This is a genomic window from Streptomyces sp. NPDC043908 (assembly GCF_056435525.1).
Map to the genome: position 1 here is coordinate 1 of NZ_JBWKEI010000031.1, position 26883 is coordinate 26883.

Annotated in this window: 27 protein-coding genes and 2 tRNA genes; 18 read left to right on the forward strand and 11 right to left on the reverse strand. The window is 71.3% G+C overall.

Features of this window, described 5'->3' with window-relative positions; all coding sequences use genetic code 11:
• Window positions 1–156 precede the first annotated feature (156 nt).
• From AC069K_RS35295 to AC069K_RS35335, 9 genes are all read right to left on the reverse strand, one after another.
• A complete protein-coding gene (locus AC069K_RS35295) occupies window positions 157–2310 on the reverse strand; it encodes an ArnT family glycosyltransferase (protein ID WP_478622876.1) in 2154 nt (717 codons plus the stop codon).
• Window positions 2307–3581 (reverse strand): bifunctional glycosyltransferase family 2/GtrA family protein, encoded by a 1275-nt coding sequence (locus AC069K_RS35300; RefSeq protein ID WP_478622878.1) that lies wholly within the window; start codon window positions 3579–3581, stop codon window positions 2307–2309. Before AC069K_RS35300 ends, AC069K_RS35295 begins: the two co-directional genes overlap by 4 nt.
• A gap of 26 nt (window positions 3582–3607) precedes the next feature.
• A complete protein-coding gene (locus AC069K_RS35305; RefSeq protein WP_478622923.1) occupies window positions 3608–5425 on the reverse strand; it encodes a sensor histidine kinase in 1818 nt (605 codons plus the stop codon).
• 61 nt (window positions 5426–5486) lie between these two features.
• Window positions 5487–6224 carry a response regulator transcription factor gene (locus tag AC069K_RS35310; protein ID WP_365114334.1) on the reverse strand — a complete coding sequence of 246 codons (738 nt, stop codon included), beginning with the start codon at window positions 6222–6224 and terminating at the stop codon, window positions 5487–5489.
• Between the two features lie 73 nt (window positions 6225–6297).
• Window positions 6298–7287: an amidohydrolase family protein gene (locus AC069K_RS35315; protein WP_478622880.1), complete on the reverse strand. Its 990-nt coding sequence runs from the start codon at window positions 7285–7287 to the stop codon at window positions 6298–6300.
• Window positions 7274–7663, reverse strand: coding sequence for an antibiotic biosynthesis monooxygenase family protein (locus AC069K_RS35320; protein ID WP_478622882.1), 390 nt, complete (start codon window positions 7661–7663; stop codon window positions 7274–7276). The genes AC069K_RS35315 and AC069K_RS35320 overlap by 14 nt, the downstream gene beginning before the upstream one ends.
• Before the next feature lie 89 nt (window positions 7664–7752).
• Window positions 7753–8631, reverse strand: a complete 879-nt coding sequence (locus AC069K_RS35325; protein WP_478622884.1) for a DUF2797 domain-containing protein — start codon at window positions 8629–8631, stop codon at window positions 7753–7755.
• A gap of 314 nt (window positions 8632–8945) precedes the next feature.
• Window positions 8946–10745, reverse strand: coding sequence for an ATP-binding protein (locus tag AC069K_RS35330; RefSeq protein WP_478622886.1), 1800 nt, complete (start codon window positions 10743–10745; stop codon window positions 8946–8948).
• A gap of 594 nt (window positions 10746–11339) precedes the next feature.
• The gene (locus AC069K_RS35335; RefSeq protein WP_478622925.1) at window positions 11340–11813 is read right to left on the reverse strand and encodes an NUDIX hydrolase; all 474 of its coding nucleotides are present in this window, start codon (window positions 11811–11813) and stop codon (window positions 11340–11342) included.
• Between the two features lie 18 nt (window positions 11814–11831).
• On the opposite strand from AC069K_RS35335, the gene AC069K_RS35340 reads away from it, so the two are divergent.
• From AC069K_RS35340 to AC069K_RS35410, 15 genes are all read left to right on the forward strand, one after another.
• On the forward strand, window positions 11832–12611 hold the full coding sequence (locus AC069K_RS35340) for a GntR family transcriptional regulator (RefSeq protein WP_478622888.1): 780 nt from the start codon (window positions 11832–11834) through the stop codon (window positions 12609–12611).
• 133 nt (window positions 12612–12744) lie between these two features.
• Window positions 12745–13074, forward strand: coding sequence for an SCO3933 family regulatory protein (locus AC069K_RS35345; protein WP_478622890.1), 330 nt, complete (start codon window positions 12745–12747; stop codon window positions 13072–13074).
• Between the two features lie 2 nt (window positions 13075–13076).
• Complete coding sequence (locus AC069K_RS35350) at window positions 13077–14417, forward strand: FtsK/SpoIIIE domain-containing protein (protein ID WP_478622892.1); 1341 nt, start codon at window positions 13077–13079, stop codon at window positions 14415–14417.
• An 80-nt stretch (window positions 14418–14497) separates the two neighbouring features.
• The gene (locus tag AC069K_RS35355) at window positions 14498–14740 is read left to right on the forward strand and encodes a DnaJ-like cysteine-rich domain-containing protein (RefSeq protein WP_478622894.1); all 243 of its coding nucleotides are present in this window, start codon (window positions 14498–14500) and stop codon (window positions 14738–14740) included.
• A 74-nt stretch (window positions 14741–14814) separates the two neighbouring features.
• Window positions 14815–15507 (forward strand): DUF2637 domain-containing protein, encoded by a 693-nt coding sequence (locus AC069K_RS35360; RefSeq protein WP_478622896.1) that lies wholly within the window; start codon window positions 14815–14817, stop codon window positions 15505–15507.
• Between the two features lie 14 nt (window positions 15508–15521).
• Window positions 15522–15710 carry a mobile element transfer protein gene (locus AC069K_RS35365; RefSeq protein ID WP_478622898.1) on the forward strand — a complete coding sequence of 63 codons (189 nt, stop codon included), beginning with the start codon at window positions 15522–15524 and terminating at the stop codon, window positions 15708–15710.
• An 8-nt stretch (window positions 15711–15718) separates the two neighbouring features.
• Entirely contained in the window at window positions 15719–15874 is a 156-nt protein-coding gene (locus AC069K_RS35370; protein WP_406554001.1) for a hypothetical protein, read from the forward strand.
• Between the two features lie 23 nt (window positions 15875–15897).
• A complete protein-coding gene (locus AC069K_RS35375) occupies window positions 15898–16224 on the forward strand; it encodes a SpdD-like protein (RefSeq protein WP_478622901.1) in 327 nt (108 codons plus the stop codon).
• Between the two features lie 2 nt (window positions 16225–16226).
• Window positions 16227–16412, forward strand: a complete 186-nt coding sequence (locus AC069K_RS35380; RefSeq protein WP_478622903.1) for a hypothetical protein — start codon at window positions 16227–16229, stop codon at window positions 16410–16412.
• A gap of 92 nt (window positions 16413–16504) precedes the next feature.
• Window positions 16505–16687, forward strand: a complete 183-nt coding sequence (locus AC069K_RS35385) for a hypothetical protein (RefSeq protein ID WP_478622905.1) — start codon at window positions 16505–16507, stop codon at window positions 16685–16687.
• Between the two features lie 5 nt (window positions 16688–16692).
• Window positions 16693–16863 (forward strand): hypothetical protein, encoded by a 171-nt coding sequence (locus tag AC069K_RS35390; protein ID WP_478622907.1) that lies wholly within the window; start codon window positions 16693–16695, stop codon window positions 16861–16863.
• Window positions 16860–17906: a DNA cytosine methyltransferase gene (locus AC069K_RS35395; protein WP_478622909.1), complete on the forward strand. Its 1047-nt coding sequence runs from the start codon at window positions 16860–16862 to the stop codon at window positions 17904–17906. Before AC069K_RS35390 ends, AC069K_RS35395 begins: the two co-directional genes overlap by 4 nt.
• Window positions 17903–19297 carry a replication initiator protein RepSA gene (gene repSA, locus AC069K_RS35400; protein ID WP_478622911.1) on the forward strand — a complete coding sequence of 465 codons (1395 nt, stop codon included), beginning with the start codon at window positions 17903–17905 and terminating at the stop codon, window positions 19295–19297. Before AC069K_RS35395 ends, repSA begins: the two co-directional genes overlap by 4 nt.
• Entirely contained in the window at window positions 19294–19500 is a 207-nt protein-coding gene (locus AC069K_RS35405) for an excisionase family DNA-binding protein (RefSeq protein ID WP_478622913.1), read from the forward strand. Before repSA ends, AC069K_RS35405 begins: the two co-directional genes overlap by 4 nt.
• Window positions 19497–20723, forward strand: coding sequence for a site-specific integrase (locus AC069K_RS35410; RefSeq protein ID WP_478622915.1), 1227 nt, complete (start codon window positions 19497–19499; stop codon window positions 20721–20723). Before AC069K_RS35405 ends, AC069K_RS35410 begins: the two co-directional genes overlap by 4 nt.
• A 77-nt stretch (window positions 20724–20800) precedes the next feature.
• Here AC069K_RS35410 and AC069K_RS35415 read toward each other — a convergent pair.
• Both AC069K_RS35415 and AC069K_RS35420 read right to left on the reverse strand, forming a co-directional pair.
• Window positions 20801–20873, reverse strand: a tRNA-Arg gene (locus AC069K_RS35415).
• A gap of 434 nt (window positions 20874–21307) precedes the next feature.
• Window positions 21308–21401 (reverse strand) — tRNA-Ser (locus AC069K_RS35420).
• 330 nt (window positions 21402–21731) lie between these two features.
• Here AC069K_RS35420 and AC069K_RS35425 point away from each other — a divergent pair.
• The 3 genes from AC069K_RS35425 (at window position 21732) to AC069K_RS35435 (ending at window position 26732) form a co-directional block, all read left to right on the forward strand.
• Window positions 21732–22190: an SSI family serine proteinase inhibitor gene (locus tag AC069K_RS35425; RefSeq protein ID WP_478622917.1), complete on the forward strand. Its 459-nt coding sequence runs from the start codon at window positions 21732–21734 to the stop codon at window positions 22188–22190.
• Window positions 22191–22220: 30 nt separating this feature from the next.
• On the forward strand, window positions 22221–22355 hold the full coding sequence (locus AC069K_RS35430; RefSeq protein WP_478622919.1) for a hypothetical protein: 135 nt from the start codon (window positions 22221–22223) through the stop codon (window positions 22353–22355).
• A 243-nt stretch (window positions 22356–22598) separates the two neighbouring features.
• Complete coding sequence (locus tag AC069K_RS35435; RefSeq protein WP_478622921.1) at window positions 22599–26732, forward strand: hybrid sensor histidine kinase/response regulator; 4134 nt, start codon at window positions 22599–22601, stop codon at window positions 26730–26732.
• The last annotated feature ends 151 nt before the right edge of the window (window positions 26733–26883 follow it).

Here is a 26883-nt window from a genome sequence, read left to right on the forward strand (position 1 = left end):
TCGGCAGCAGGAAGGAGCCTTTTTGGACGGGAGAAGTGGTTTTTCAGGCCGGGGTTACCCGTGCGCCCCAGGCCCATTCCGCCCCCGGACAGGAGGGGGGGGGGGGGGGGGCCCCCCCCCCCCCCCCCACCGGCCCTCTTCCCGTACCGCGCGCTCCTACGTCACCGGTGCCGTCAGGTCGTAGAACGTGGCGGAGCCGACGGTCACCTTCTGGAAGGAGGCCTCCACCCAGGTGGCGATGGCACTGCCGGTCGCCGCGCCGCCGCGGCCGCCCCGGCCTCCCATGCCGCCGCCGGAGATGAAGTAGTGGATCCTCCCCTCGGCCACGTACGCCTTGAACCGCGCGAGCGTGGGCGAGGGGTCGCTGCCGTTGAAGCCGCCGATCGCCATCACGGGCCTGGCGGTGGCCAGCTGGTAGCCGGCGGCGTTCTGGGCGCCGATCGTTGCGGCCGCCCAGGTGTAGTCGTCCGCGTCCGCCTTCAGCAGGGCCTTCGCCCGGGCACCGACCTGGGGGCCGTCGAGCAGTCCGCCCATCCCGCCGGGCCCCCCGCGCTCGCCGCGACCGGCAGCGCCGCCGGGGAGCTGGGCGCCGCCGGGGGGCTGGGCGTTGCCCGGGAGCTGGGCGCCGCCGGGGGGCTGGGCCGGGCTGCCGTTCGGGCCGCCCTGGGGGCCGCCCCCCGGGGGCAGCGCTCCGGCGCCGCCCTGCGGACCCGGCCCCTGACCTGCCCGCATGCCCGGACGCCCGTCCTGGCCGCCCGGGCCCGCCCCGAACCGGCCGCCCCCGGGGCCGCCGCCCCTGGACGCGCCCGCCGGGCCCGCCGTGACGATCGAGCCGGTGTGGCCGGTGTCCAGGGTGCTCATCGTGTACGCGAAAGGCCCGGCCAGCGAGGCCGCGAGCCCCACCCCCGCCGCCCCCAGCGCCAGCCTGCGGTCGAGCCGTCCCGCGAGCGCCAGCCCGACGGCGGCGGCCAGCCCCGCCACCAGCACCGTCCGGCGCAGCCACGGCAGGTGGTCCGGCGTACGGCCGAGCAGGACGGACGACCACCACGCCGTGAGCGCCACCGACGCGCCCAGCGCCGAGGCCGCGGCGATCCGGCTCCGCTCCTCCCAGAGCACCGTGACCCCCATGCCGACCAGCGCGGCGATGTACGGGGCGAGGGCGACCGTGTAGTACTGGTGGAAGATCCCCGCCATGAAGCTGAAGATCCCGGCCGTCATCAGCAGCGCCCCGCCCCAGGCCAGGAACGCCGCCCGGGCCGTGTCGGTGCGCTTGCCGCGCCAGGTGACCACCAGGCCCGCGACGAGCAGCAGCAGCGCGGCCGGCAGCAACCACGAGATCTGGCCGCCCACCTCGGCGCCGAACATCCGGCCGAGGCCGGTCGAGCCCCAGCCGCCGCCTCCCCGGCCGCCGCCCCCGCCGCCCACACTGCCGGTCTCGTCGCCGTTGATCCGGCCGAGGCCGTTGTAGCCGAAGGTCAGCTCCAGGAAGGAGTTGTGCTGCGAGCCGCCGATGTACGGACGCGAGGACGCGGGCCACAGCTCCACGGCCGCCACCCACCAGCCGCCGGACACCACGGCCGCCAGTCCGGCCAGGGCGAGCTGTCCGAGCCGCCTGCGCAGGGGCGCCGGCGCGCACACCGCGTACAGCAGGGCGAGCGGCGGCAGGATCAGGAACGCCTGGAGCGTCTTGGCCAGGAACGCGAAGCCGACGGCCACACCCGCCCACGCCAGCCACTTCGTCCGCGCGTCCTCCAGCGCCCGCAGCACGCAGTGGACGGTGACGGTCATGAGCAGGGCGAGCAGCGCGTCCGGGTTGTTGAAGCGGAACATCAGCGCGGCGACCGGGGTGAGCGCCAGCACCGCGCCCGCGATCAGCCCCGCCGCCGGGCTGAACCGGCGCCGTACCGCCGCGTACAGCACCGCCACCGTTCCGACGCCCATCAGGACCTCGGGAAGCAGGATCTGCCAGGAGCCGAGGCCGAAGAGCCGCACCGAGAGCGCCATCGGCCATAGCGCGGCCGGGGGCTTGTCGACGGTGATGGCGTTCGCGGAGTCCAGCGAGCCGAAGAACATCGCCTTCCCGCTCTCGCCGCCCGCCTGGACGGCCGCCGAGTAGAAGGAGTTGGCGTAGCCGGAGGCGCTGAGGTTCCAGAGGTAGGCGAGGAGGGTGAGCAGGAGGAGGCCGAGGAAGGCGGGGCGCACCCAGGCCGGGTCGGTGGCGCGCCCGCGCCACAGCCGGACGGCGGCGGACCCGGGCCGGACCGCGACGATCCCCTCGTGCGCGTCGGCCGGGCGGGAGGTCGTGGTCATCGGGTGGCGTCCTTCTGGTGGGGGAGCGGGGTGGCACGGTCCGGGAAGACCCAGGCGCGGAAGAGGAGGAAGCGCAGCACGGTGGCGGCCAGGTTCGCCGCCACCAGGACGGCCAGCTCGGTGGAGTGCGAGGGGTCGCCGCCCGCCGCGTCCAGGGCCGCGAGGGAGCCGCTGGTCAGGGCGAGCCCGATCGCGAACACGACGAGCCCCTGCGCCTGGTGGCGCATCGCGCGCTCCCGGCCCCGTACGCCGAAGGTGAGCCGCCGGTTGGCGGCGGTGTTGGCGACGGCGGAGACCAGCAGGGCGGCGGCGTTGGCCGCTTGGGGTCCGGTGCCGGCCCGGAAGAGCGAGTAGAGGCCCAGGTAGAAGAGGGTGGAGAGCGCGCCGACCACACAGAAGCCGACGAGTTGCCGGGTGAGCCCGCCCGGAACGCCGCTGAGCGCGCGGTCGCGCGGGTCGTCCCCGAAGGGGCGCGCGAGCCGGTCCAGGGGGAGCGCGCCGACGGCGAGGGCGCGCCCGACCCGCCACACGCCCTTGAGGTCGTCGGCCGCCGTCCGCGCCAGGTGGACGGTCGAGTCCGGGTCGTCCACCCAGTCCACCGGCACCTCGTGGATCCGCAGCCCGGCCCGCTCGGCGAGCACGAGGAGCTCGGTGTCGAAGAACCAGCCGGTGTCCTCCACCATCGGCAGCAGCCGCTCCGCCACCTCGCGCCGTATCGCCTTGAACCCGCACTGGGCGTCCGAGAAGCGCGCCGCGAGCGAGGACTTGAGGATCAGGTTGTAGGCGCGCGAGATGAACTCCCGCTTCGGCCCGCGCACCACCCGCGAGGCCCGGCTGAGCCGGGAGCCGATCGCCAGGTCGGAGTGGCCCGAGATGAGGGGGGCGACCAGCGGGAGCAGCGCGTTCAGATCGGTCGACAGGTCGACGTCCATGTACGCGAGCACGGGCGCGTCCGAGGCCGACCACACGGCCCGCAGCGCCCGCCCGCGCCCCTTCTGCTCCAGCCGGACATGGCGCACGCCCGCGATCTCCCGGGCCAGGCGCGCCGCGACCTCGGGGGTGCGGTCGGTGGAGGCGTTGTCGGCGACGGTGATCCGGAACGCGTACGGGAAGGTGCGGGCCAGGTGCTCGCGGAGCCTGCGCACACACGGCTCCAGGTCCTTCTCCTCGTTGTGGACGGGGACCACCACGTCGAGGACGGGCCCGCCGGCCGCGCCGACGGGCAGGTGCTCACGGGCCGGCAAGGTGCCCACGGAGATGTCGGTTCGCATGCCACCGACCCTCGCGAGGGCCGCTGTCACACCTGTGTGGTGCGACTGTGGGAGGGCTGTGAGTGCTGGGGCGAACGCGGGGCGAGGGGGCGGGCCGGGTGGGCTGGGTGGGCTGGGTGGGCTAGGTGGCCCGGGTTGGCGGCGGGGGCGCGGGCCGGGGTGGGGGCCGGGTCGTGGGCCGGGGTGGGGTCCGGGTTGAGGCGCGGGTGGTGGGCCGGGTGGTGGGCCGGGTGGTGGGCCGGGTGGTGGGCCGGGTGGTGGGCCGGGTGGTGGGCCGGGTGGTGGGCCGGGTGGTGGGCCGGGTCGTCGTGCGCCGGCAGGCATACGGTGAAGACCGTGCGGCCGGGAGCCGAGCGCACCGCGACCGTGCCGCCGTGCGCGGCCACCACCGCCTGCACGATGGCGAGTCCGAGGCCGGTGGAGCCGTGGGCGCGGGAGCGGGAGGCGTCGCCGCGCGCGAACCGCTCGAAGACGTGCGGGAGGAGGGCGGGCGGGATGCCCGGCCCGTCGTCCTCGACGTCGAGCACGGCCCACGCGCCCCGGCGCGCCACGCGCGCGGTGACGGTGGTGCCGTCGGGCGTGTGGGTACGGGCGTTGCCGAGCAGATTGACCAGCACCTGGTGGAGCCGGGGGGCGTCGCCGAGGACGGAGACGGGGGCGCCGGATGAGGATTCGGGCAGGGATGCGGGCAGGGATCCGGGGTCTCCGGACAGGCGGAGGGGGCCGCACGGCGCCGGGGCGTGGTCGGCGGGCGGGGCCGGGAGTTCCAGGCGCCAGTGGTGCGCCTGCCCGGCCGCCCGGGCGTCGCTCACCGCGTCCACGACCAGCGGGGAGAGATCAGTGCTCTCGTACGAGAGCGGGCGTCCGGCGTCGAGCCGTGCGAGCAGCAGCAGATCCTCCACCAGCCCGGTCATCCGCTGGGCCTCCGCCTCGACGTGCCCGAGGGCGTGCCGGGTCGCGGGCCCGACCTCCTCGGTACCGCGCCGGGTGAGCTCCGCGTACCCCCGGATGGAGGCGAGCGGGGTGCGCAACTCATGGCTGGCGTCGGCGACGAACTGCCGTACGCGCGTCTCGCTCTCCTGCCGCGCGGCCAGCGCCGAGCCGACGTGCCCCAGCATCCGGTTGAGCGCCGCGCCGACCTGACCGACCTCGGTACGGGGGTCGGCCTGGGCATCGGGGACCCGCTCGTGCAGGGCCACCTCGCCGCTGTGGAGCGGCAGTTCGGAGACCCGGGTGGCGGTCGCGGCGACCCGGCGCAGCGGACGCAGGGCCACCCCGACGATCGCGGCGCCCGCGATCCCGGCGGCGACCAGTCCGGCGGCGGTCACCGAGACGACGACCAGGATCAGCGTGTTGACGGTCGACTCAAGATCCTTCAACGGGAAGCCCAGCAGGGCCGAGCCGTCCCTCGACCACTGCGCCCGGTACGAGCCGAGGCCCGGCACCGGGACGGTGTGGACACGGTCGTCCCTGGGCACCGCCGCCAGCGCGGCGATCTGGTCGGCGGTGAGCGCCTTCGGGTCCGGCCGGGCCGACCCGGGCTCGCCCCGGACGCTGATGGCCCCGGCGACCTGCCCCTCGGGCCCGGTGCGCAGCCCGACCGTGCCGAAGGGCTGCCCGGGCGCGGAGACGAAACCCGCGCCGGTGCCGGCGTCGCTGGGCAGGACGTGGTGCGTGCGCTCGACGGCCGGCCGCAGCGCGTCGTCCAGCTGCCGCTGGAGGTTGGAGCGCATCCCGATGACCGTGACCGTACCGATCACGGCGGCGACGACCGCGATCAGCGCGACGGCGGAGACGACGAGGCGGGTACGGAGGGTCCAGGGCCGGGAGGGACGGCGGGCGATCCGGAAGGTCCGGCGGGCAAGCCTGGAAGGGCGGCGGCCGGGCAGGGAGGGGCGGCCGCGCTCACTCACCGGGCTTGATGAGGTACCCGGCCCCCCGCCGGGTGTGGATCATCGGCGTCCGCCCCGCGTCGATCTTCCGGCGCAGGTACGAGATGTACAGCTCCACCACGTTGGCCTGGCCGCCGAAGTCGTACGACCAGACCCGGTCGAGGATCTGCGCCTTGCTGAGCACCCGGCGGGGGTTGCGCATCAGATAGCGCAGCAGCTCGAACTCGGTTGCGGTGAGGTGGATGTTGACCCCGCCCCGGGTCACGTCGTGGCTGTCCTCGTCGAGGGTGAGGTCGCCGACGACGAGCAGCGACTCGCTCCGTACGGCCGCGCTGCCGGAGCGGCGGATGAGCCCGCGCAGCCGGGCCACCACCTCCTCCAGCGAGAACGGCTTGGTGACGTAGTCGTCGCCGCCGGCCGTCAGCCCCGCGATCCGGTCCTCGACGGCGTCCTTGGCGGTGAGGAACAGCACGGGCACGTCGGGGAGTTCGCGCCGCAGCCGCCCCAGCACGGCGAGCCCGTCCATGTCGGGCAGCATGATGTCGAGGATCACCGCGTCGGGCCGGAACTCCCGGGCGGAGCGCACCGCAGCGGCCCCGTCCCCGGCGCTGCGCACCTCCCACCCCTCGTAACGCAGCGCCATGGACAGCAGCTCGCTGAGCGGAGCCTCGTCGTCCACGACGAGCACCCGGACGGCGGTCCCGTCCGGCCTCAGCAATTCGGTACGCCCCTGCGGGGAGGTGATGGTCATGCTCACCACCCTGTGAGCCGCCCCTGAGAACGTCCTTGCGCGTTCCTGTGAATTCCCTGAGAAAGAGGGGCGTTCAGGGGGCGGGGACGGGGCCAGGACCGGCGGAGCCGGGGTCGGGGGAGCCGGGGCTGGGGTGACCGGGGCTGGGGCGGCCGGGGTGACTGGGGTGGCCGATGTCCGGGAGGCCGAAGAGGCGCGCGCCGTTGTCGTGGCAGACGCCCCGCAGCCACTCCTCCCCGAGCCCGAGCCGTTCGAGGGATTCGAGCTGGTGGAGATAGCCGTACGGGATGTTGGGGAAGTCCGACCCGAGCAGCACCCGCCCGCCCAGGTCGCGCAGCCGGGGCAGCGCGTCCGCCGGGAACGGCGCGAACCGCTCGCCGAAGTCGGTGAACGCCATGGTCGTGTCCAGCAGGACCCCCTCGTACGCGTCGGCGAGCGCCAGGAAGTCCCGGTACTCCGGCATCCCCATGTGCGCCACGACCAGCCGCAGCCGGGGGTGCCGGGCGAGCAGCCGCGCGATGGGCTCCGGGCCGGTGTGCCTGCCGGGCGCGGGCCCGGAGCCGCAGTGCACGACGACGGGCACGGCCGCCTCGGCGAGCACGCCCCACACCGGGTCGAGCAGCGGGTCGTTGGGGTCGTAACCCCCCACCTGCACATGCGCCTTGAAGACCCGCGCTCCGGCGCCGAGCGCCTCCTCGACGTACGCGCCCGCCCCCTCCTCCGGGAAGAAGGTGGCGGTGTGCAGACAGCCGGGCGTGCGCCGCGCGAAGTCGACGGCCCAGCCGTTGAGCCACCGGGCCATGTCCGCCTTGTGTGGATAGAGCATCGCGGTGAAGGCGCGCACCCCGAACTCCCGAAGGATCTCGATGCGCCGCGCCTCCTCCTCGCGGTACGCGATGGGCCACTCCACGCCGGTGAGGGGCCCGGCCGAGTCGAAGTAGGCCCACACCTTCTTCAGGACGGGCTCGGGCATGAAGTGCGTGTGCACGTCGACGAGCCCGGGCAGGCCGAGCTGGGCGGAGAACTCCCGTACGAGAACGTCTTCGGCTTCAGCGGCCGGCAAGGCTGTCCCCGTCGCGTCCTGCCTCACCGCTGTCGCGCTGGAAGCTGTAGCTCCGCTCGACCTTGGCGACATGGCAGCTGTAGCTCTCGTACCACTCGGCGCGCCCGCGCCGCTGTGCGCGCTGGTGCTCCAGGCGGGAGCGCCAGGCGGTGATGGCCTCCTCGTCGCGGAAGTACGAGACGGTGATGCTGAGGCCGCCCGGGGTATGGGCGTTCTCGTGGCCGAGGTAGCCCGGTATCTCCTTGACGAGTGTGTTCATGAGGTCGGCGGTCTCGCCGTACCCCCCGTCGTCCTCGGTGCGCAGGGAGCTGAACACGACGACGTGGTAAGGCGGTTCGATGCCGGCGATGGGACGGGGCACAAGGTGATCGCTCATGCGCCCCACCCTCCGTTGTCATTGGTGAACGTGTCCATACCCCTTACTCGAAGGGATCCAAAAGGGATCCAAGTCTTGACCTTGAGACGTCAGAAGAGCTGGTCCTGCACGTCAGGGGGGCGCAGGGCCCGCACGGGTACGGTGATGCCGCTGTCGGCGGGGGCGGCGGCGAGTCCCCATCCGCTCATGAGCCGGGTGTCGAGGACGAGGACGCGTCCGCCCACCGCCTCCAGATGGAGATCGGGCCCGGCGACGGCGAGCACCCGCCCGCCGACGACCCCGTCGGGCGCCAGCTCACGCACCACGCCGTGCGCGGGCACCAGGGCGTCGAGCCCGAACAGCGCCCCGTGGTCGACGACGCGGCACGGCAGCGCTTCCAGCGACTCGGGCCACCCCCCGAGCGCGACGGCCCGCCCGTGCAGCGCCCGCACCTCGTCCGCTCGCTCCCCGACCCCGGGGAGCGAGGCCCGTACGACCCTCTTCTGCTCGTACGAGACACGATCGGGCACCCCCAGCGCGGCCCGCAGCAACTCCTCGCACCGCCGGGCGGCCATCAGCGGCCCGCGCCCCAGCCAGGAGAAGCAGACGGCCCCCTGCTCCCGCAGCCGCGCGCCTCCCCGCTCCTCAGCGGTGATCCCGACCTTGACGAGCCCGCTCCCGAACCAGGCGAGATAGACCCGGTAGACCCGGGGATCCTCCGGCACCCCATCGGCGGCGACGGACCCGACCCGATCGAGCCGCGCACACTCCGCACACCGAGCCTGAGCACTCCCCCGCCCCACGACGAGCCCCCCGGGACACGCATTCCCCCGCGCCCCCACACACCCCCGCTCCCCCACCACCCGAAACCCGACACCCCCACCCCGCACCAGGGAACTGACCCGCCGATCCCCCCACTCCCCCACCCAAACAAGCCCAGCCCCACCGTCCCCCCACCGAACCCCACCACTACGCCAGACCCCAGCCATGTCATCGACGGTAGCCGGGCCCACTGACACCGGGGCGAGCCTGTGGACAAGCGGACACAAGCGGACACACGAAAAAGGCCCCCCGGATCTCTCCGGGGGGCCTTCGCTGTGCACTCGGCAGGATTCGAACCTGCAACCTTCTGATCCGTAGCTCTAGCCGGAACCGTCAGGGACGGTCATAGCGGTCGCTGCCGGGCCACGACAGCACGCTGCCAGACGGGGGCGGTTGCTGGGGTTGCGGTACTGCGCTGCTGTACGGCAGCGGGCGAGTTAGCTGTACGTGTTGCGGTCCCGCCACCTATATCTGCTGCGACTCACCGCGCACGCCAGCGTGCATGCCGTGACCGAGGCTTGCCCACCAAGGCAACAAGCCCCTTCTCACGTAGGGCCTGGAGGGCACCACGTACTTGAATGGCATCGAAGCCTGTCTTTTCCTCAATCTCGTGCCTATGAAGGTCCCCTTCAGAGAGCGACGCCAGTACCGCGCTCTGGAGGTCGGTCACGCTCTGGCTGGCCCCATCGGCCAGCGCCGACTCGGTCTCCTCGTATTCTGCGGTTACCGCAGCCGATGCCGCTCCTTCAGCCAGGTCACTGAACAGGTCTTCTTCAGAGTCCGGGGCCTGCCCACCTTCAAGCGTGTAGAACGTAGATCCGCGCGTGCCGAACTGTTCAACGATGCCTCTGTCGACGAGGTCTTTGAGATCACGACTAGCAGCCCTGCTGTCGTGCACGCCTGTCGCGGCTCTGTATGAACTGTTTGTCATTGTTTGACCGTTGCGCATCATCACCAGAGCAGTCATCTGAGGCCTGGACAGCGGCCCTGACCTCAGACTCCCCAACCAGGTGAGGGCGTCGTCATCAATCAAGGTGTGGTTTGGAAATTCCGCAGTAAAGGAGGAGATGTCATCAACAAATCGCGGAGGCTCCATGCCCGCCTCGGTTAGCGAGATGCGAATTCGAGCGATTCCGCTACCTCGGTTCTCACAAACCATTCGATTGTCACTGTAAGGAGTATCTTCGAGAATCTTAAGTAGTACCCTATTCCTGGACGAGGAAACAGTTTCCGTACCCAGGGTATTCACCTCAACAGGCCCATAGAGGCCGCCAGGGTTTCGGATCACAAGCCTGTCCGGATACATTTCTACCTGCACTTGCATTCCGCGGGCGAACTCGGAGTAGTCTCTGTGTACCAGCGCGTTCACCAGCGCCTCACGCAAAACCTCTTCCGGGTACTCCCACTCATCTGTGCGATAGAGACCGGAAACGATACTTCGACGTTTCATATTGCGCTTTAGTGTGCGAATACATTCACTCACCATCTGCGGAATAGAGCCGTCGATGGAGCGGTTCTCTGTGAAGCGTTCACCTGAGGGGCCAAGCACGCCAGCTTCGGGCGTTGGGTAAGCTACAAAGGTGACGTCGAGTTGGGGCTCGAACTGCTGAGGGTAAATCCCAAAAACGAGAAGGCCTGCCAGTGATGGGACGAGCCTGCCCTCGTGCTTCACGAGGACATTGAGCATTCGCAATGCCTCTTCGTCAGCGACTCTGCTGAAGATCGAAGATTTAGTCTCTCGCACCCGACGCAAGAACCCACGGATTAGTTCTGTATCCAGATCGGTTAGTGCGGCTTCAGTGATGGGACGTAGATCCTGGCGTTGCTCGCTCCGATTCGAGAGGAGAACAGACACCTCGTAATCCGTCAGTTTGCGGTCACCGTCGCCGACCCGGAGCCTGGACCCTGCCCAAGGGCCGCGATCCTTCTTGTGGCACGGGCGCTGATCTCGCGGCGTGGGAGGAACCTGGCAGAGGATCACGTGATGACTGTCAAGCTCAACGGTAGTCATCTCTGCGCGTACCGGAGGCTCCATTTCGGCACATACCGCCGCAAGATTCGCTTCAAGTTTGGCTGGCTCATTCACACCAACAACGGTGAAGCCGGATTTCTCGTCTACGCCCAAAATGATGATTCCACCTTGAGCGTTAGCGAAAGCGCTCACAGTTTCCCACATCGAGGCTGGCAGGCCGCCCTGTGAACGCTTCACCTCACAAGTGAAATGATCTCCACCAAAGCGGCGGAGCTTCACTAGCAAGTCAAGCAGCTCGTTCTCAGTCACTGACCTAACCTCCTGGGCTCCTCTGATGCTCAAGAGTAACCTCATGCAGCCTCATGCGGCCCTCATGAGGCTGCATGAGCACTCATGAGGCTCGCATGTTGTCTGCCTTCTGCATGACACTAGCGGCTCAACCCCACCCACCCCCAGCTCCCATCCCGTCCGCCGTCGACCCACACACCGTGGAGCGGGCGTGGTTCATGGCGTCCAGGTGGAGCGCGCCACTGTACGAACGACCTGGACGCCATGGGCCGCGTCTGCTCGGCTATGCCTGGGTCGACGGTGGACGGGATGGGAGCCCACCACGTTCACCACGATGTGCCCGCGGCCGGGAACGGCGCTCCCTCCATCCCGGTGCCGGCCGATCCCCCGCCGGAGGCATCGTCTTGACCGTAGGCCGCTCTATGCGGTGATCGACTCATGGCCTTCGGCCCTATCCACATGCGGGCGCGCGTCGGCGGCGGCAGCGCCGAGCGGGCCGAAGGCAGGAGCGCGGGCGCAGCCAGAGCCGGGAAGCGCGCCCGGCGGAGCGGAGCGCAGCCGGGTGCCTTGATGAGGTAGAGAAACTTGTAACAGTTCCGGCTCTGGCCGGTCGGACTAGCCTGCCGGGTCGGTGAGCTTGCGTCCGTCATGGGTCCGGATGTGGGGTGTCATGCCACCGGACAGGGCGTCTGCGATGCGCACGCCGTAGGCCTCGTTCATCGCCATGATGGCTTCATCTGCGGGAAGCCAGGAGACAGCAGTCGACTCGTCGGAGAGCTGTTCGTGACCGCCTTCGGGCCGACACCGGAACACCAACGCAACGACGCCCACCGTCATGTTCTTGTAGACACCAGTGAGTCGCTCGACGTGGACCTTGATGCCGGTCTCCTCATAGACCTCCCGACGCACCCCATCCTCGATGGCTTCGTCCCGCTCCAGAACCCCACCTGGCGGCTCCCAACGGCCGTTGTCGGCACGGCGGATCACCAGAACGCGTCCGTCCTCTCGCACGACAACCCCCGCCACTGATACTGAGTGGAGGGGCGTTGACGGCTTCTGATGGTCGCTGTTACTCATGTACAGGAGGATAGGAGAGACTGTAGGACTATGGCGAGTGACAGCGTGACGTCTTCAGCGAAGGCAAAGTACCTACAGATCGCGGATGACCTGGCCGCGCAGATTCGAGCAGGGGCCCTTGCGCCCGGCTCTCCTGTGCCTAGCGAGTCTGACCTGATGGCTCGATACGGCGTCGCGTCCGGCACTGTCCGCAAGGCAGTGGCAGAGCTTCGCGCGGCCCAGTTGATCGAGACGCATCACGGACGTGGCTCCTTCGTGCGCTCGCGTCCGCCGGTCCAGCGGAAGTCCTCGGACCGTTTCCGCCGGGCACACCGAAAGGCCGGGAAGGCTGCATATCTGGCCGAGACCGAGCAGTCGGGCGGCGTCCCTTCGGTCAACGTCCTGCTTGTCGGCCCGGTCGACGCACCGTCGGAGATTGCCGAACGGCTTGAAGTGTCGGCAGGCTCGAAAGTCCTCGCTCGTAAGCGGCGCTACTTCAGGGATGGCGTCCCCACCGAGGAGGCCACCTCCTATCTGCCTTGGGACGTGATCAAGGAGATTCCGGAGATGTTCGCCGAGAACCCCGGAGGTGGAGGCATCTACGCTCGACTGGAGGAGCACGGCCACGTGCTTGCGGAGTTCGTTGAGACTGTCCGTGCTCGGCTTGCAACGAAGGCAGAGGCAACGGCTCTGGCGCTGAGCCCCGGCGCCCCTGTGATCCACCTTGTCCGAAACGCGATTTCAGATGAGGGTCGAGTGGTGGAGGTCTGCGACACGATCATGGCTGCTGACCAGTTCGTTCTCGACTATCGCTTCCCGGCGCGGGACTGACAGGCCCTTCGATTCAAGCCAACTCCCCTTCTGTGTAACTAATTGCGTTGACTCCTGTACAGGAGTCGGGCACTCTTCTAGCTATCACTCATGTACATGAGTGCAGGAGAGCAACTCATATAGAGGAGACCCAATGCCGTCCTTCAAGATCGACCTTCAGACCGCGATTGTGTTCGTGGCGACCGCGCCGACGCCGAAGCTGGTGAACCAGAAGACGGGTGAGCGGGCGGTGGACCGCGACACGAATGCGCCGCTGTCGACTGTGGGCCTGCTGGTCTCGGACGACGGAGAGGGCAACCTCTACCAGGTGACGATCCCGGAGACGGGTCTCCCGGCGGACCTTGCGCCGGGGATGCCGGTCCGGGTGACCGGGCTGAAGGCGCGTGACTGGGAGAACGAGTTCAACGGCCAGAAGCGTCACGGCATCTCGTTCCGGGCGATCGCGATCACGACGGGGGTCTGATCATGGCTGACGCGTTCGTGTGGCTGGAGGCGTCCGGCGTCTTAGCGTCGGCCGGTGGCGTCGGCTATGCCAAGGTCCGTGCACCGCGGGCGTACTGGGCGACGGTCGGGCTGCCGATGACCTGGGGCCGCTTCGCCCTTTCGTACCGGAACACGATGGATGTGTGCGGGCTGACGGTGCAGCCGTCCGGTCTGCGTGCGTTCATGGCGCGCCGGGTCGCCCGTCACGAGGTCCGGCCGGTGGCCCCGAAGGTCCGCCGGGTGTGGGGAACATCGACCGGTCTTCGGGTCACGCTCCGGCTGCCCGCCGGTCTGGAGCCCGCGGACCTGGCCGCCGCGTCCGAGCGTCTGCGCCACGCCTGGGGCGTTCACGCGGTCCACGTCCGCCCGACCAAGCCGGGGTTTGTGGAGCTGCGAATGACCGGCTTTGATCTGCTGCGCCGGGTACGAATGCCGAAGAAGTCGACTCCGCACGGCCTGGTGGTGCCGGTTGCGCTCCGGGATGACGGGACCGCCTATGAGCGGAACTACCGGGAGGTCCCGCACGCACTGACCCTCGGTGCGAACCAGTCGGGAAAGTCCATGTATCAGCGCAACCTGATCAAGGGGCTGGCTCGACTGCCCGTCGCCCTGGTCGGGATCGACTGCAAGCGCGGGGTCGAGCAGTCCCGCTACGCTCCGCGGCTGTCTGCGCTCGCGACCACCCCGGACGATGCTGCCTCACTGATCGATGTGCTGGTGGCGGAGATGGAAGACCGCTTCGATCTGCTGGCCAAGCAGGGCGTCTCGGACCTGTGGGAGCTGCCCGAGTATCTGCGTCCGGCGCCGGTCGTGGTCCTGGTCGATGAAATCGCGGAACTGTTCCTCATTTCCTCCAAAAAGGATGAGGAGCGCCGCGAGCGCATCGTGACCGGCTTGATCCGGCTCGCTCAGCTCTCCCGCGCGGTCGGGATCTATCTGGAGATCTGCGGGCAGCGCTTCGGCTCGGAGCTGGGCAAGGGCGCCACCATGCTCCGGGCCCAGCTCACCGGCCGGGTGGTGCACCGGGTCAACGACAAGCAGACCGCGGAAATGGGGCTGAACGACGTGGCCCCGGAGTCGGTGCCGGCCGCGTGCACAATCCCCGCCGACCGTCCCGGCCAGGCTGTCGCCGCGGATGCGTCCGGCGGCTGGTGCCGCATCCGGACCCCGCTGACCTCGGTCGAGGACACCGTGGCCGCCTGCCGCGAGTCCGTCCATCTGATCCCGGATCTCCCGGCCCTGGAGCCATTCCGGCCGGTCGTGCCGCTTGCTCCCACGCTGATCATCCCGCCCATGCCGGAGCACGCCCCGGCAGCTTTCTGACCTGCTGCTCCATCCGGTTGGCGTGACCGTCGCGCCAGGTCCCTACCCCGCCCATGTCCGAAGCCGGAAGGAACGACCTCATGAGCGTCATCCCGTTCCCGCAGCCCGAGCCGAGTCCGGAGCCGTACGACCCTCTGGAATCCGCGCTGCTGTCCGTGCTGAACAACGCACCGGACGACTCCGAGCCCGTCAAGTGCCCGGCTTGCAAGGGCTCCGGGGAGGTCTCCCGGAGCGTCCGGGTCGGTCGTAGGCACCGCGTCGTCGGCCAGCAGACCGGGCTCTGTCTGACCTGTCTCGGCTCCGGCAACGCACCCACCGAATGAACCGCCGGGGCCGGGCGGCCGGACTCGACGCCCCGTCCCGCCCCCGGCTCAACACCCGAAGGAGGCGAAGCGACGTGAACCGCTCGATCCGTCTGGACGCCGTATTCATCCAAGCGGTGATCGCCGGAGCCCTGTCCTTCTCCCACCTGAACGATCTAGCCGAATCAGCCGGACAGTCCGGCTGGAAGGCGTGGGCCTACCCGATCAGCGTCGACCTGCTGCTTGTCGCGGCCTGGCGCCGCCTGCGGACCAACCGCCGTGACCGCGCGGCCTGGGCCTGGTTCCTGATCGCCTTGTTCGCCTCGCTCGGCGCCAACATCGCGACCGCCGGGCTTCTCGACCTGGCTCACGTTCCGGCCTGGCTGCGCATCGTCGTTGCCGGATGGCCCGCGCTCGCCTTCCTCGGCGGCACGCTCCTCGTCCACACCCCCACCGAGACCATCCCCGACCCGGCGCCGACTACGCCGGAGCACACCGAGGATGCGCCCGCGGTCGACCTGCACCGCGCCGACGACCTGGCGCCGGAACTCGACACCGCCCGCGAGTCCGCCGCACTGGCTCCGGAACTGCCCGCGGCTGAACCGGCCCCAGAGCCGGTGGGCGTCCCGGCGAATGTTCCGCCGGCACTCCTGGACCACGCCCGAAAGCTCGCCGACCACCACCGCGCGACCACGGGCGCCCCGCTCCCGGTCGCCCACCTGCGGGCCCAGCTCGGGCTCCCCGCACCGGTCGTCGACTCCATTGCCGCTCACCTCCAACTCGCCTGAAAGGAAGACCCGTCATGACCGCCTACCGGCGCTTCCGCGACGTCCGCCAGTTCGGCCCCGTGCAGGTCGCCACCTTCTACGACGGCCACGGTCGGCAACGCCACACGGCCGCCTGCACCGCACCGCGCTGCGACTTCTCCGCGGAGTACGACAACCGCTCGGCCGCCGAACTCGCCGCCCGCACCCACCGCTGCCCGACTTAGGAGACGACATGGACGTTCCGCTCTGGCTCGCCGTGACCGTCGTCGGAGTCCTGGGCATCAAGCTCGCCCGCCCGCCGCTCTGGCTCGTGGTCCTGCTCCTGCTCGGCGGCTACCTCATCGCCCAAAGCTCCCTCGGCCCCACTGTCGGCTCCCTTCTCAACTGATCCTTACGGAAGGAGTACCACCCGTGTTAGTCCCGAAGATCCCTGTCAACGACCAGCCAACCGGCCAGGTCATCCCGTTCGGCACCGGCGCCGCGGACGGTCACCAGCACGTCCCGGCAGCCTGCTCCTGCCAGCACCAGGCTCCCGCCCCGGCCCTGGTGCCCAACCGGTCGTCCGTCCAACTCACCCCCGGCTCGCTGCTCCTTCTCGTCGGCGGCGGCACCGCGGCCGTGCTCGTGGTGGGTGCCGTGCTGGTCTCCATGCTTCTCGCCGTTGCGATCACCGCGGGCTCTCTCGCCATCGTCGCCCTCGTCATCCGCTCGACCCTCAACCACGAAAGGAAGCACTGATCATGAGCATCTTCAGCAAGCGTCCCGAGGCCGACCACCACAAGGTCGAGCGTGAGATCCAGGCGGCCAAGCGCGAAGGTACTCGGGTTCTGAACGACATCGCCGAACGGATCAACAACGGCACCGCGACGCGCGAGGACAAGCGCGTCTTCAACGCCACGCGTACGCGCGCTGGCCGCATCAAGTAACGCCTTCCGGGGCGGCCTCAACCGCCAAGTCTCCGCCGCCCCGGACGGCTCCACCCCTCCAGATCCAACGGACCCGAAAGGGATGCCTCATCATGCCCCAGCACGCCCCGAACCGTCCGGTCTGCCGCCACTGCGACGGCTTCCCGACCGTTGCCATCACCACCGGCAACCGCCGCCGTGACGGCTCCCGCGTCCTCCTCCACACCGTCTGCCCCCTCTGCAAGGGCACGGGCCACGCCCTTTCCACGCGTGCCGACGCCCGCGCTGGGGCGTGATCGCCATGGCTCTCCTGGACTGGAGCGACAAGAAGCACTACGACCACACCGGCGACAAGCCGTGCGTGATCTGCACCAGGCCCACCCCGCTCCGCTCGGACCGTGGCAAGCCCGTCCACAAGGTGTGCGCGGAGGAATGGCTCGACCGCCACGCCGTGAAGGAGGGCGGGGAATGAACACCACGCCCCGGGCCCTCGTCCTCGACCTGTTCGCCGGCCCCGGCGGATGGTCGGAGGGACTACGCTCCCTCGGCCTCCAGGACGTCGGGATCGAGATCGACGCACTTGCCTGTGCCACCCGTGCTGCCGCCGGGCACTGCACGGTCCGCGCCGATGTCGCCGCCTGCCCCCCTGCCCAGCTCCCCGGAAAGGTCAGCGGACTGATCGGCTCGGCGCCCTGCCAGCCCTTCAGCGCCGCCGGGCACCGTGCAGGAAACGACGACATGGACCTGTGCCACCAGGGCCTTGACGACCTCGCCCAGGGACGCGACACGCGCACTGCACTCCGTGCTGCATGCGCCGATCCCCGGTCACTGCTCGTCGTTGAGCCCCTGCGCTATGCCCTCGCCGTGCGCCCCGAATGGATCGCTCTTGAACAGGTCCCGGCTGCCGCCCCGCTCTTCGCCCACATGGCGGGCATCCTCCGCAGCCTGGGCTACTCCGCCTGGAGCGGTGTCCTGAACGCCGCCGACTACGGCGTCCCGCAGAGCCGCCGCCGTGCCTTCTTCCTCGCCTCCCGCTGCGTCCAGGTGGCACCTCCGGAGGCGACCCATGCCAAAGACCCCGGCCCCGACGCCCTGTTCGGGCCCGCCCTCAAGCCGTGGGTCACCATGGCTGAAGCCCTCGGCTGGGGCTACACCCAGCGCCCCGCCCCCACCGTCACAGGCGGTGGCACCAAGGCCGGCGGCGCGGAACCCTTCGGCAACACCTCCCGCAAGGCCATGCGGGCTGCCATGGGCAACCCGGACCACTGGGCATGGAAGCGTCCCGCCTACACGGTGTCCGGCACCATCGGCCATGTCGGCGGCAGGCAGGCAGCCTCCAGCCATCTCAACCTCGACCCCGAAGAGGGCGCCCGCCTCCAGTCCTTCCGCGACGGCTACCCCTTCCAGGGCAACAAGGGACAGCGTTCCTTGCAGATCGGCAATGCCGTTCCACCCCTGCTCGCAACCGCTGTACTCCGGCCTGTCCTCCATCACGCGCTGGAGGTGGCCGCGTGAATGACACCGCCACCATGGCGGGCCTGGACCCGGCCATCCTCGCCGACGTGCTCAGGGTGGCCGGGGCTCCCGGCTTCGACCGCATCCAGGACCAGATCCGCCGCACCGGCGGCTGCTCCGACCCCATCCACCTCCGAGGCTCCACGGTCACCCGCGACCGCAGCACCGGACAGGTCCTCTACTCGTACGCGACCGACAGCGAGCCGGACGGACGGCTGCGGGTCGCCTGCGGCAACCGGCGCGCCTCCCGCTGCCCCGCGTGCGCCTGGACCTACGCCGGCGACACCTACCACCTCATCCGCGCCGGCCTCGTCGGCGACCCGGACAAGGGCACCCCGCACACGATCCGCGACCACCCCAGGGTCTTCGCCACCCTCACCGCCCCGTCCTTCGGACCGGTCCACAACCGGCTTGGTACCCGGCCCTGCCGCTGCGGGACGTGGCACCGCGAGGACGCTCCCGAATTGGGCACCCCGCTCGATCCCGAGACGTACGACTACGCGGGCGCGGTGCTGTGGAACAACCACGCCTCTGAGCTGTGGCGCTTCTTCACGATCTACCTGCGCCGCGAGATCGCCGCCCGCTCCGGCCTCACCCAGAAAGAAACCCGCGAGCAGTCGAAGGTGTCCTTCGGAAAGGTCGCCGAGTACCAGAAGCGCGGCGCCATCCACTTCCACGCCGTGATCCGCTTTGACGGACCGGACGGCCCTGACAGCCCGCCCCCGCACTGGGCGACCGTTGCCCTGCTCACCGACGCGATCCACGCCGCGGCGGTCCGGGTCCGCGTCGACCTGGATGCCTCCGGTGAACACCCGGCCCGCGTCTTCTGCTGGGGCGACCGGCTCGACGTGCGCGAGATCAAAGCGTTCGGGGACGGCTCCGAGATCACCGAGCAGGCCGTGGCCTCCTACGTCGCCAAGTACGCAACCAAAGCCGCCGAAACCACCGGCACCGTCGACCGCCGCATCGGCAACAAGGAAGCCCTCGTGCTCCTCGACGTGCCCGACCACGCCCGACGCCTGATCGAAGCCTGCCTCGACCTGCACGAGATCTACCCGGACCGCAAGCTCCGCGACTGGGCGCACATGCTCGGCTTCCGCGGCCACTTCTCCACCAAATCCCGCGCCTACTCCACCACCCTCGGCGCCCTGCGACAGGTCCGCGCGGACTACCGCGCCGCGCAGCACCGCGCCGCCCTCGGCCTGCCCGACCCCGACGACGGTTCTGAGGCGACCACGCTCACGCTCGCCCACTGGACCTACGCCGGACACGGCCACACCCCAGGGGAGTCCTGGCTCGCCGCCAACATCCGACGCGACATCGAGCAGAACCGCGAACTCGCCCGCGAAGCCCTGCAAGACGACTGGCCCTTGGAAGGAGCCGACGCATGACCACGGCAGTGATCGAACGGAAGTGGCACACCACCGCGGAGGTCGCCGAAATGCTCGGCTACGGCCTCTCCAAGACCAAGATGCTGGTGCTGACCGGCGAGATCCGTTCCATCAAGGACGGTCGCAGTCGGCGCATCCTCCCCCGCTACGTGGACGAGTACGTCGAACGCCTGGCCCGACAGGCTGAGGGGGACACGGCATGAGCGGCAAGCGCGGCAACGGTGAGGGCTCCATCTACCCGTATAAGAACGGCTACGCGGCCTACGTCTGGGTGACCAAACCGGACGGCAAGCGGGCCCGGAAGTACGCGTACGGCAAGACCCGGGATGAGGTCCACGAGAAGTGGCTCAGCCTCCATGCGGAGGCGAAGAAGGGGCCGGTCGCCACTCGGCACCGCACAGTGTCGGTCTTCCTCGCCTACTGGCTCGACTCGATCGTGAAGCCGAACCTCGCTCCGCTGTCGTACGTCTCGTACGAGGGTTGCGTGCGCCTCTACATCGCCCCCTACCTCGGGGCGAAGCGCCTTGACCGGCTGACCGTTCGCGATGTGCGGGAGTGGCTGACCAAGCTGGCGACCGTCTGCCAGTGCTGCGCCCAGGGGAAGGATGCGAGGCGAGCACCGGCCCGACGGAAGTGCTGCGCGGTCGGGGACTGCTGCGAGGCGTACCCCTCCCGCCGCGTCATCCAGGCTTCCCGCGATGCTCTGCGAGCTGCCCTGACACATGCCGTCACCGAGGAGGAGATCAGCAAGAACGTCGCCTCCCTGGTGAAGGTGCCCAAGCCGCGCCGCCGCCGGATCAAGCCGTGGTCCGTCGCAGAGGCCGGACAGTTCCTCGCCGATGCCGCCGCTCGGGATGACCACCTGTTCGCCGCCTGGATGCTCGTGCTCTGCCTCGGGCTCCGCCGGGGTGAGGTCCTGGGCCTGACGTGGAAGTCCGTCGACTTCGAGCGCGGCGAGCTGTACGTGGACCACCAGATCCAGCGCGCCGGCCGCCAGATCCTGCACCGGGAGACCAAGACCGAGGACTCCGACGACTTCTTGCCCCTGCCCGCACTCTGCCTGAAGGCGCTCCGGATGCGTCGCGCTCAGCAGTCCGGCGACCGCAAGGCCATCGGGGACGCGTGGCAGGACGATCACGGCCTGATCTTCACGACGAAGTACGGGACACCGATCGAGCCGGGGAACCTCACCCGGATGTTCGCCCTGCGGGCTCGGCGCGCGGGCCTGCGAGTGATCCCGCTGCGGAACACCCGGCACACGTGCAGCTCGCTCCTGGTCGCCCTGAAGGTGCACCCGAAGGTCGCTCAGCGCATCCTGCGGCACTCGCAGATCGCCATGACGATGGAGGTCTACGCGGAAGCGAGCGAGGAAGAGGTGCGCTCGGCACTCGACCAGCTTTCCGGCGCGATGGACGGTAGCGGCTGACCTGGTTGCTGTACTTCGCTGCTGTACGGCCCAACGCAAGAGGCCCCCGGATCATCTCCGGGGGCCTCTCACCTGTGTGCACTCGGCAGGATTCGAACCTGCAACCTTCTGATCCGTAGTCAGATGCTCTATCCGTTAAGCTACGAGTGCTTGTTGCGTTGCTTCCCGGTTTTTTTCTTCCCGGTCGGCGTTGCGGGAACAACATTACATGACCTGCGCCGTCACGCGAAATCCATTGGCCCTACCCCCTCTGACCTGCGGAAATACCCTCGCCGAGGCGCAGGTGTCGAAGCGGGCCCGGTGGCCTCGATGTGCCCGTAACAGGGGAAATGTGACCGGGGTCACCGGATCAGGTGGCCTGGAGCGCGGAGATCGGGTGTCGCGGTCGCATGGGGCGGGCGGTGAGCCGCAGGCCGGCAGAGGGCAGAGGGGCGACGCAACCGAGCCCCGCCCACCCGAATACAGCGGCAGCCCCACCCGGCACCCTCGCGGCCCCGCCCGCCCGGAAACGACCGAAGCCCCGAAACGACCGAGCCCGGAAACGACCGAAGCCCCGGCCGTGGGGCCAGGGCTTCGGGTTGAGCTGGCGGAGGCGGAGGGATTTGAACCCTCGATGGGCTTTAAGACCCAAACCGCATTAGCAGTGCGGCGCCATAGACCGGACTAGGCGACGCCTCCAGCACACCCTCTCGCGTACGCGAGTGGTGCGTGCAGATGATGACACAGCCTTGCTCCGCGTCACCAATCGGACCCCACGGTACTAGGCAGGTGGGCGCCAGGGCAAAGCGTTAGGCGGCCCACGTTTTCCGCCTGCGGGGCGCGGCCGACCTGCGGTCCGTCCCGGGACCGGGGGTCGAAAGGGCGGCGGTCCGGAGCGGTCTCGCGGGACGGGCCGCGTCGCCGGCCGGCGGTCCGGGCGCAACGCGCGGGGCTTCGGCGCGTTAGGCATGCCGAATCCGTCCCGCCCCGGTGGGGCCGGACCCGCCCCGTCCACCCCGTGGAGCCCGCATGCTGCGTCGCCTCGTCGTCACCGCGCTCGCCACCGCCGCCACGGCAGCGCTCGCCACCGCGCCCCCGGCCCTGGCGTCCGCCCCCCTGCCGCTGCCCTCGCTCCCCCTCCTCGGCGGCCACGACCAGGAGCCCGCCCCGGACCACCTCACCGTGAGGATCGCGCACAACGGGGAGACCGACGGGACGTACGAGCTGGAGTGCCACCCGCCCGGGGGCGACCACCCGCAGATCCTCCAGGCGTGCGACCGGATGGAGAAGCTCACCGGTTGGGGCAAGGATCCGTTCGCGCCCGTCCCCCCGGAGGCGCGCTGCACGATGATCTACGGCGGCGACGCCACCGCCCGGGTCACCGGCAGCTGGGCGGGGCGGCCGGTGGACGCCAAGTACAACCTGCGCAACGGGTGCGAGATCAGCCGGTGGAGGACCCTGGTCCCGGTTCTGCCCGGACCCCGGTGAGTGCCGGGTGACGACCATGGCGGGTGCTCGGTGAGCGTCTCGACGGAGCCCTCGGCGAGCCTCTCGGTCAAGACCCCGGTGCGCGTCTCGATGAACGCCCCGGCCAGAGTCCCGGTGAGGACCCCGGTGCGCGTCCCGGTGGAGACCCCGGTGCGTGCCCGGTGAATGTTCCGTGAGGGCTCGGACGGCGAGACGGTGAGCGTCCCTACGGGGCGCCCGAAGCACGCGGCCCCGGCACGCGAGCCGGACGCGCCCCACACCGTCGGCGCGATCTCCCGGCATACGCCGTGGTCACAGAAGATTGGTGAGAGCTCCCCCTCATCCGCCGTCGCGCGCCCATCCCCTGCCTTTAGACTCCCTCCCAGTGACAGGCCGCAAGGTGCAGTGGTTCAGGGAGGAAGCGTCGTCGTGAGCAGCAGGCCATCCCGAGGCGCTGCTCGCCTCGCAGCCATACTTGACGCCCTTCCGGACGGGCTCGTGCTCGTCAACTGCAACGGCACGGTCGTCAACGCGAACACCATCGCCCTGGAGATGTTCGAGTCCCCGGGGACCGGGCTCGTGGGGCGGGGCGTGCTCGACCTGCTGCCCTCCTTCGACTCCAAGCTCATCCCGGGGTCGATGCGCCGCCCCGACTCCGAGGACGAGCAGGGCCGCACCAAGCCGACCCGGATGGTGGCCCGGCGCACCGACGGCAGCGAGTTCCCCGTCGAGGTGACCAGCGCCAACCTGGAGGACGGACGCGACGCGTACGCCTCGCCGTCCTCCTCCTACGGAAGTGGCGGCGCGCACTACTCCGGCGACGAGCTCCTCATGATCGTCGTCCGTGACCTCTCCGGCACCGTCGACACCGAGGCGGAGCTCGCCCGTTCGCAGCGGCAGACCGAGATGATCCTGCGCGCGGCGGCGGAGGGTGTGGTCGGCACCGACACCGAGGGCCGTGTCGTCCTGGTCAACCCGGCCGCCGCGCAGATCCTCGGCTACCGCGCCAGCGACCTCGGCGGCCAGGAGCTGCACCCGCTGGTGCTGCACTCGCGCGCGGACGGCGAGCCGTTCCCGTACGAGGGCAGCCCGCTCGCCGACACCCTGAAGTCCGGTCGCAAGCACCGGGTGCGCAACCAGGTGCTGTGGGCGAAGAGCGGCGCCGCCGTGCCCGTCGACCTGACGACCGCGCCCGTACGGGACGGGGATCTGCTGGTCGGCGCGGTGATGACGTTCACCGACCGCCGCCCGTACGAGGAGCAGGCCAAGAAGCACGCGGAGGTCCTGGAGCGCGAGACCTCCCGCTACGACGCGCTGTCCGCACGCCACCAGCAGCTGCTCTCGGTGCTCGGCGGTTCGCTGCGCGGGCCGCTGGACGAGCTGCGCCGCGAGCTGTCCACGCTGGCGGCCGACGACGCGGGCCAGCTGTGGCCCGAGGCCAACCAGGTGCTGCACCATCTGGCCGCCGGGTACGCCCGGATGACCACCCTCGTCGACAACGTCCTGGCCTTCCAGCGGCTCGACTCCGGTACGGAGGAGCTGAAGAAGGCGAAGGTGCTGGTCGGAAACGTGGTCGCGGCGGGCGTCGAGGGCGCCGTGGAGCTGATCGGGCCGGGCCGGGCCCAGTTCGCCGTCCACGCGCCCCCCATCGAGGCCGAGATCGACCCCGTACGGCTCTCCACGGCGCTGGCGCACCTGGTGGCGGACGTGGCGGGCGTCGACGCCACGGGCAACGCCCCGGTCGCCGCCGGGGGATACATGGACTCCACGGTCGTCGTCGCGGCGGCGGTCCGCGGCGACGTCGTACGCATCGAGGTGCGCGGGCCGTACGCCGGGGGCGATCCCGTCCACGAGCCCATCGTCCAGGGCATCGTGCGCGCCCACGGCGGTGTGCTCCAGACGGTCGAGGTGCCGGGCATGAGCGGCAGCGCGTACGTCCTGGAGGTGCCGCTGGGGCAGGGCGCGGGCTCGGTGCCCGAGCCCGCCGCGGCCGAGGTCGCCCTCGTCGCGGCGCCGGAGCCGGCCCAGCCGTCCGGCTCCGGCCGCCGCCGCGCCCGACGGGCCTCCACGGACGCGTTCCTGGCGAGCCCCGTCGAGGAGGAGAAGTCCCCGACCGGCCGCCGCCGGGGCCGCGCCCAGGAGGACCAGCGGCCCGACCCGTCCGCCGCGTCCCCGGCCGCACTCGAACGCCTCCCCGCGCAGCAGGCGGGCGAGGGCGGCGGTCCGGGTTCCGGTGAGGGGCCCGGCGGGGCCTCCGTTACGGGACGGGGCACCCCGGGCGGGGGCCCGTCCGGCGGCCGGGGAGCGGGCGGTGCGCCGGTCGCCCCCGGTGCTCCGGTCCTGCCGGGCACCCCGGGCGTCCCCGGTGCCCCGGGCGTGCCGGGTGCGCCCGGTGCCGGACCGGTCGGCGCCGTGCCCCACAGCTCCGCCGGGGGTACGCCGGAAGGCGCCCCCGGTGCCCATCCCTTCGGCCCCGGCGGCCCGTCCGGCGGGACCCCCAACGGCCCGGCCGTCGGCATGCCCGGCACCGAGGCCGCCCCGGGCGGCGCGCAGCCGTACGCTCCCGGCGCCGGTCCCACCGGCGCCCCCGGCGACGGGACTTCGGGCAGCCCGGCCGGACCCTCGGGCGACACGGGCGGCTCCTCCGGGACGGGGCGGCGGCGCGGGCGTCCCAGCCCCGCCGAGGGGAGCGCCGCGCCCTCCGAGGGCTCGATCGTCACCGCCGCCGAGAGCGCCCGCCAGCCCGGCGCCGGGCGGCCGGCCGCGCTGAGCGAGACCGTTCCGCCCCAGGGCATGGCGAGCGACCCGGCCGCTCCCTCGGGCCGCCGCGCCCGCCGCGCGCTGCCCGCCAGTGGCGGCGAGGCGGTCCCCGACCCGGACGGGCAACCGGGGGACGCGCGCGCCGCCGACGCGGGGCCCGGCGGCCGTCGTGCCCGCAGGGCTCTCGCGGCCGCCCCGGAGGCGGAGGAGGGGGCCGTGCGCACGGCGTTCGCCCTCCCGCCCGCCGACGCCGACCGCCCGGTCCCGCCCGAGGGCTTCGCTCCGCACGGCCCGGACACCGCGCGGCCCGCCGGTCCGGCCGACGCCGACCGCTCCCGTGCGGCCGGTCCCGGCAGGCCCTTGGGGCTGCCCGGAACGGCGCCCGGCCAGGGCACCGGCATCCCCGCGGACCCGAACCGGCCCGGGGTCCCCGACCCGCACCAGCCCCTCCCGGCCCCGTCGGCCCCGGCCCACCGCCCGCTGGCCAACGGCCCCGGCGCCGGACCCGCCCCGGCCCACCGGCCTTTGGCGAACGGGCCCGCCCAGGGCCGCCCCGCCGGCCGCCCGCACCACGGCGCCGTACGCAACGACGACGTCGACGAGCACACTCCGCCGCAGCCGCACCCCGTCGAGCAGCCGCCCGCGTGGGCGGTCGGCGGGGCCGTTCCGGCGAACGGCCCGGAGACGGCGGGCGGCACCGCACCGCAGCCCGCCCGCCAGCCGCTGCCCGCCGAGGCGGCCCCCCTGCCCGACGACGCCTCCCAGGGCCGCGCGTTCAGCGTGCGCACCCTCGGCCAGGGCGTGCCCTTCGTCCAGCAGCCCTCCGGCCCCTCCGGCTCGGGGCGGCGCCGCAAGCTCGGCACGCCCCCCGAGGGTGAGCGCCCCGCCGGGACCACCGAGGCCGAGCGCCCCGGCCCGTCCCCGACGTCGCTGCTCTCCCCGCCCTCGGAGGGGCAGGGGCGGGCGTACGCCATAGGGGCGCCGGACAAGGGTGCCGAAGGTCCCGAGCCGCTGGACGGGCCCGGGGGAGCCGTGGAGGTCGCCAACCGGCCGCACCCGCAGCCCGTCGACGACGAGCTGCCGCCCGAGCCGCTCGACAACCCGCGCCGGCTGCTGGTCTGGCCCGCGCCGGACGTCTCCACCCAGCAGGCGCTGAGCGACCGCGGCTACCGGCCGGTGGTCGTGCACTCCCGCGAGGAGGTGGACGCGCAGATCGCGGCGTTCCCGGCCGCGCTCTTCGTCGACCCGCTGACCGGGCCCATCACCCGTACCGCGCTCCAGTCGCTGCGGCAGGCGGCCGTGGCCGCCGAGGTCCCGGTGCTCGTGACGGCCGGTCTGGGACAGGCGACGCGCGAGGCCGCGTACGGCGCCGATCCGGCCGTCCTTCTGAAGGCCCTCGCTCCCCGCGACAGCGAGCAGCACCCGCCCCGGGTCCTGCTGATCGAGGAGCACGAGGAGATCGCGCTCGCCCTGACGGCCACGCTGGAGCGGCGGGGTATGCAGGTCGCGCGCGCCGCCACCGACACCGAGGCCGTCACGCTGGCGGGCCAGATGCGGCCGAACCTGGTCGTGATGGACCTGATGCAGGTACGCCGCCGCCGCGCCGGGATCGTCGACTGGCTGCGGGCGAACGGGCAGTTGAACCACACGCCGCTCGTCGTCTACACCTCGGCGGGGCTCAACCAGCCCGAGCTGCCGAAGCTGTCGGCGGGGGAGACGGTGCTGTTCCTGGCCGAGCGCTCGACGAGCGCCGAGGTCCAGGGCCGGATCGTCGACCTGCTGGCGAAGATCGGCACCAACTAGGGCCCGTACGGACAGAGGTGGGGGCCGGTGGGTGTTTCACGTGAAACATCCGCCGGCCCCCGCCGCGTTCCGCCTCACCGGGGCTCACCACCCGGACCCTCGCGACTCACCGGAGCTCCCTGGGAGTCGCTGGGATTCGCTGGGACTCCCC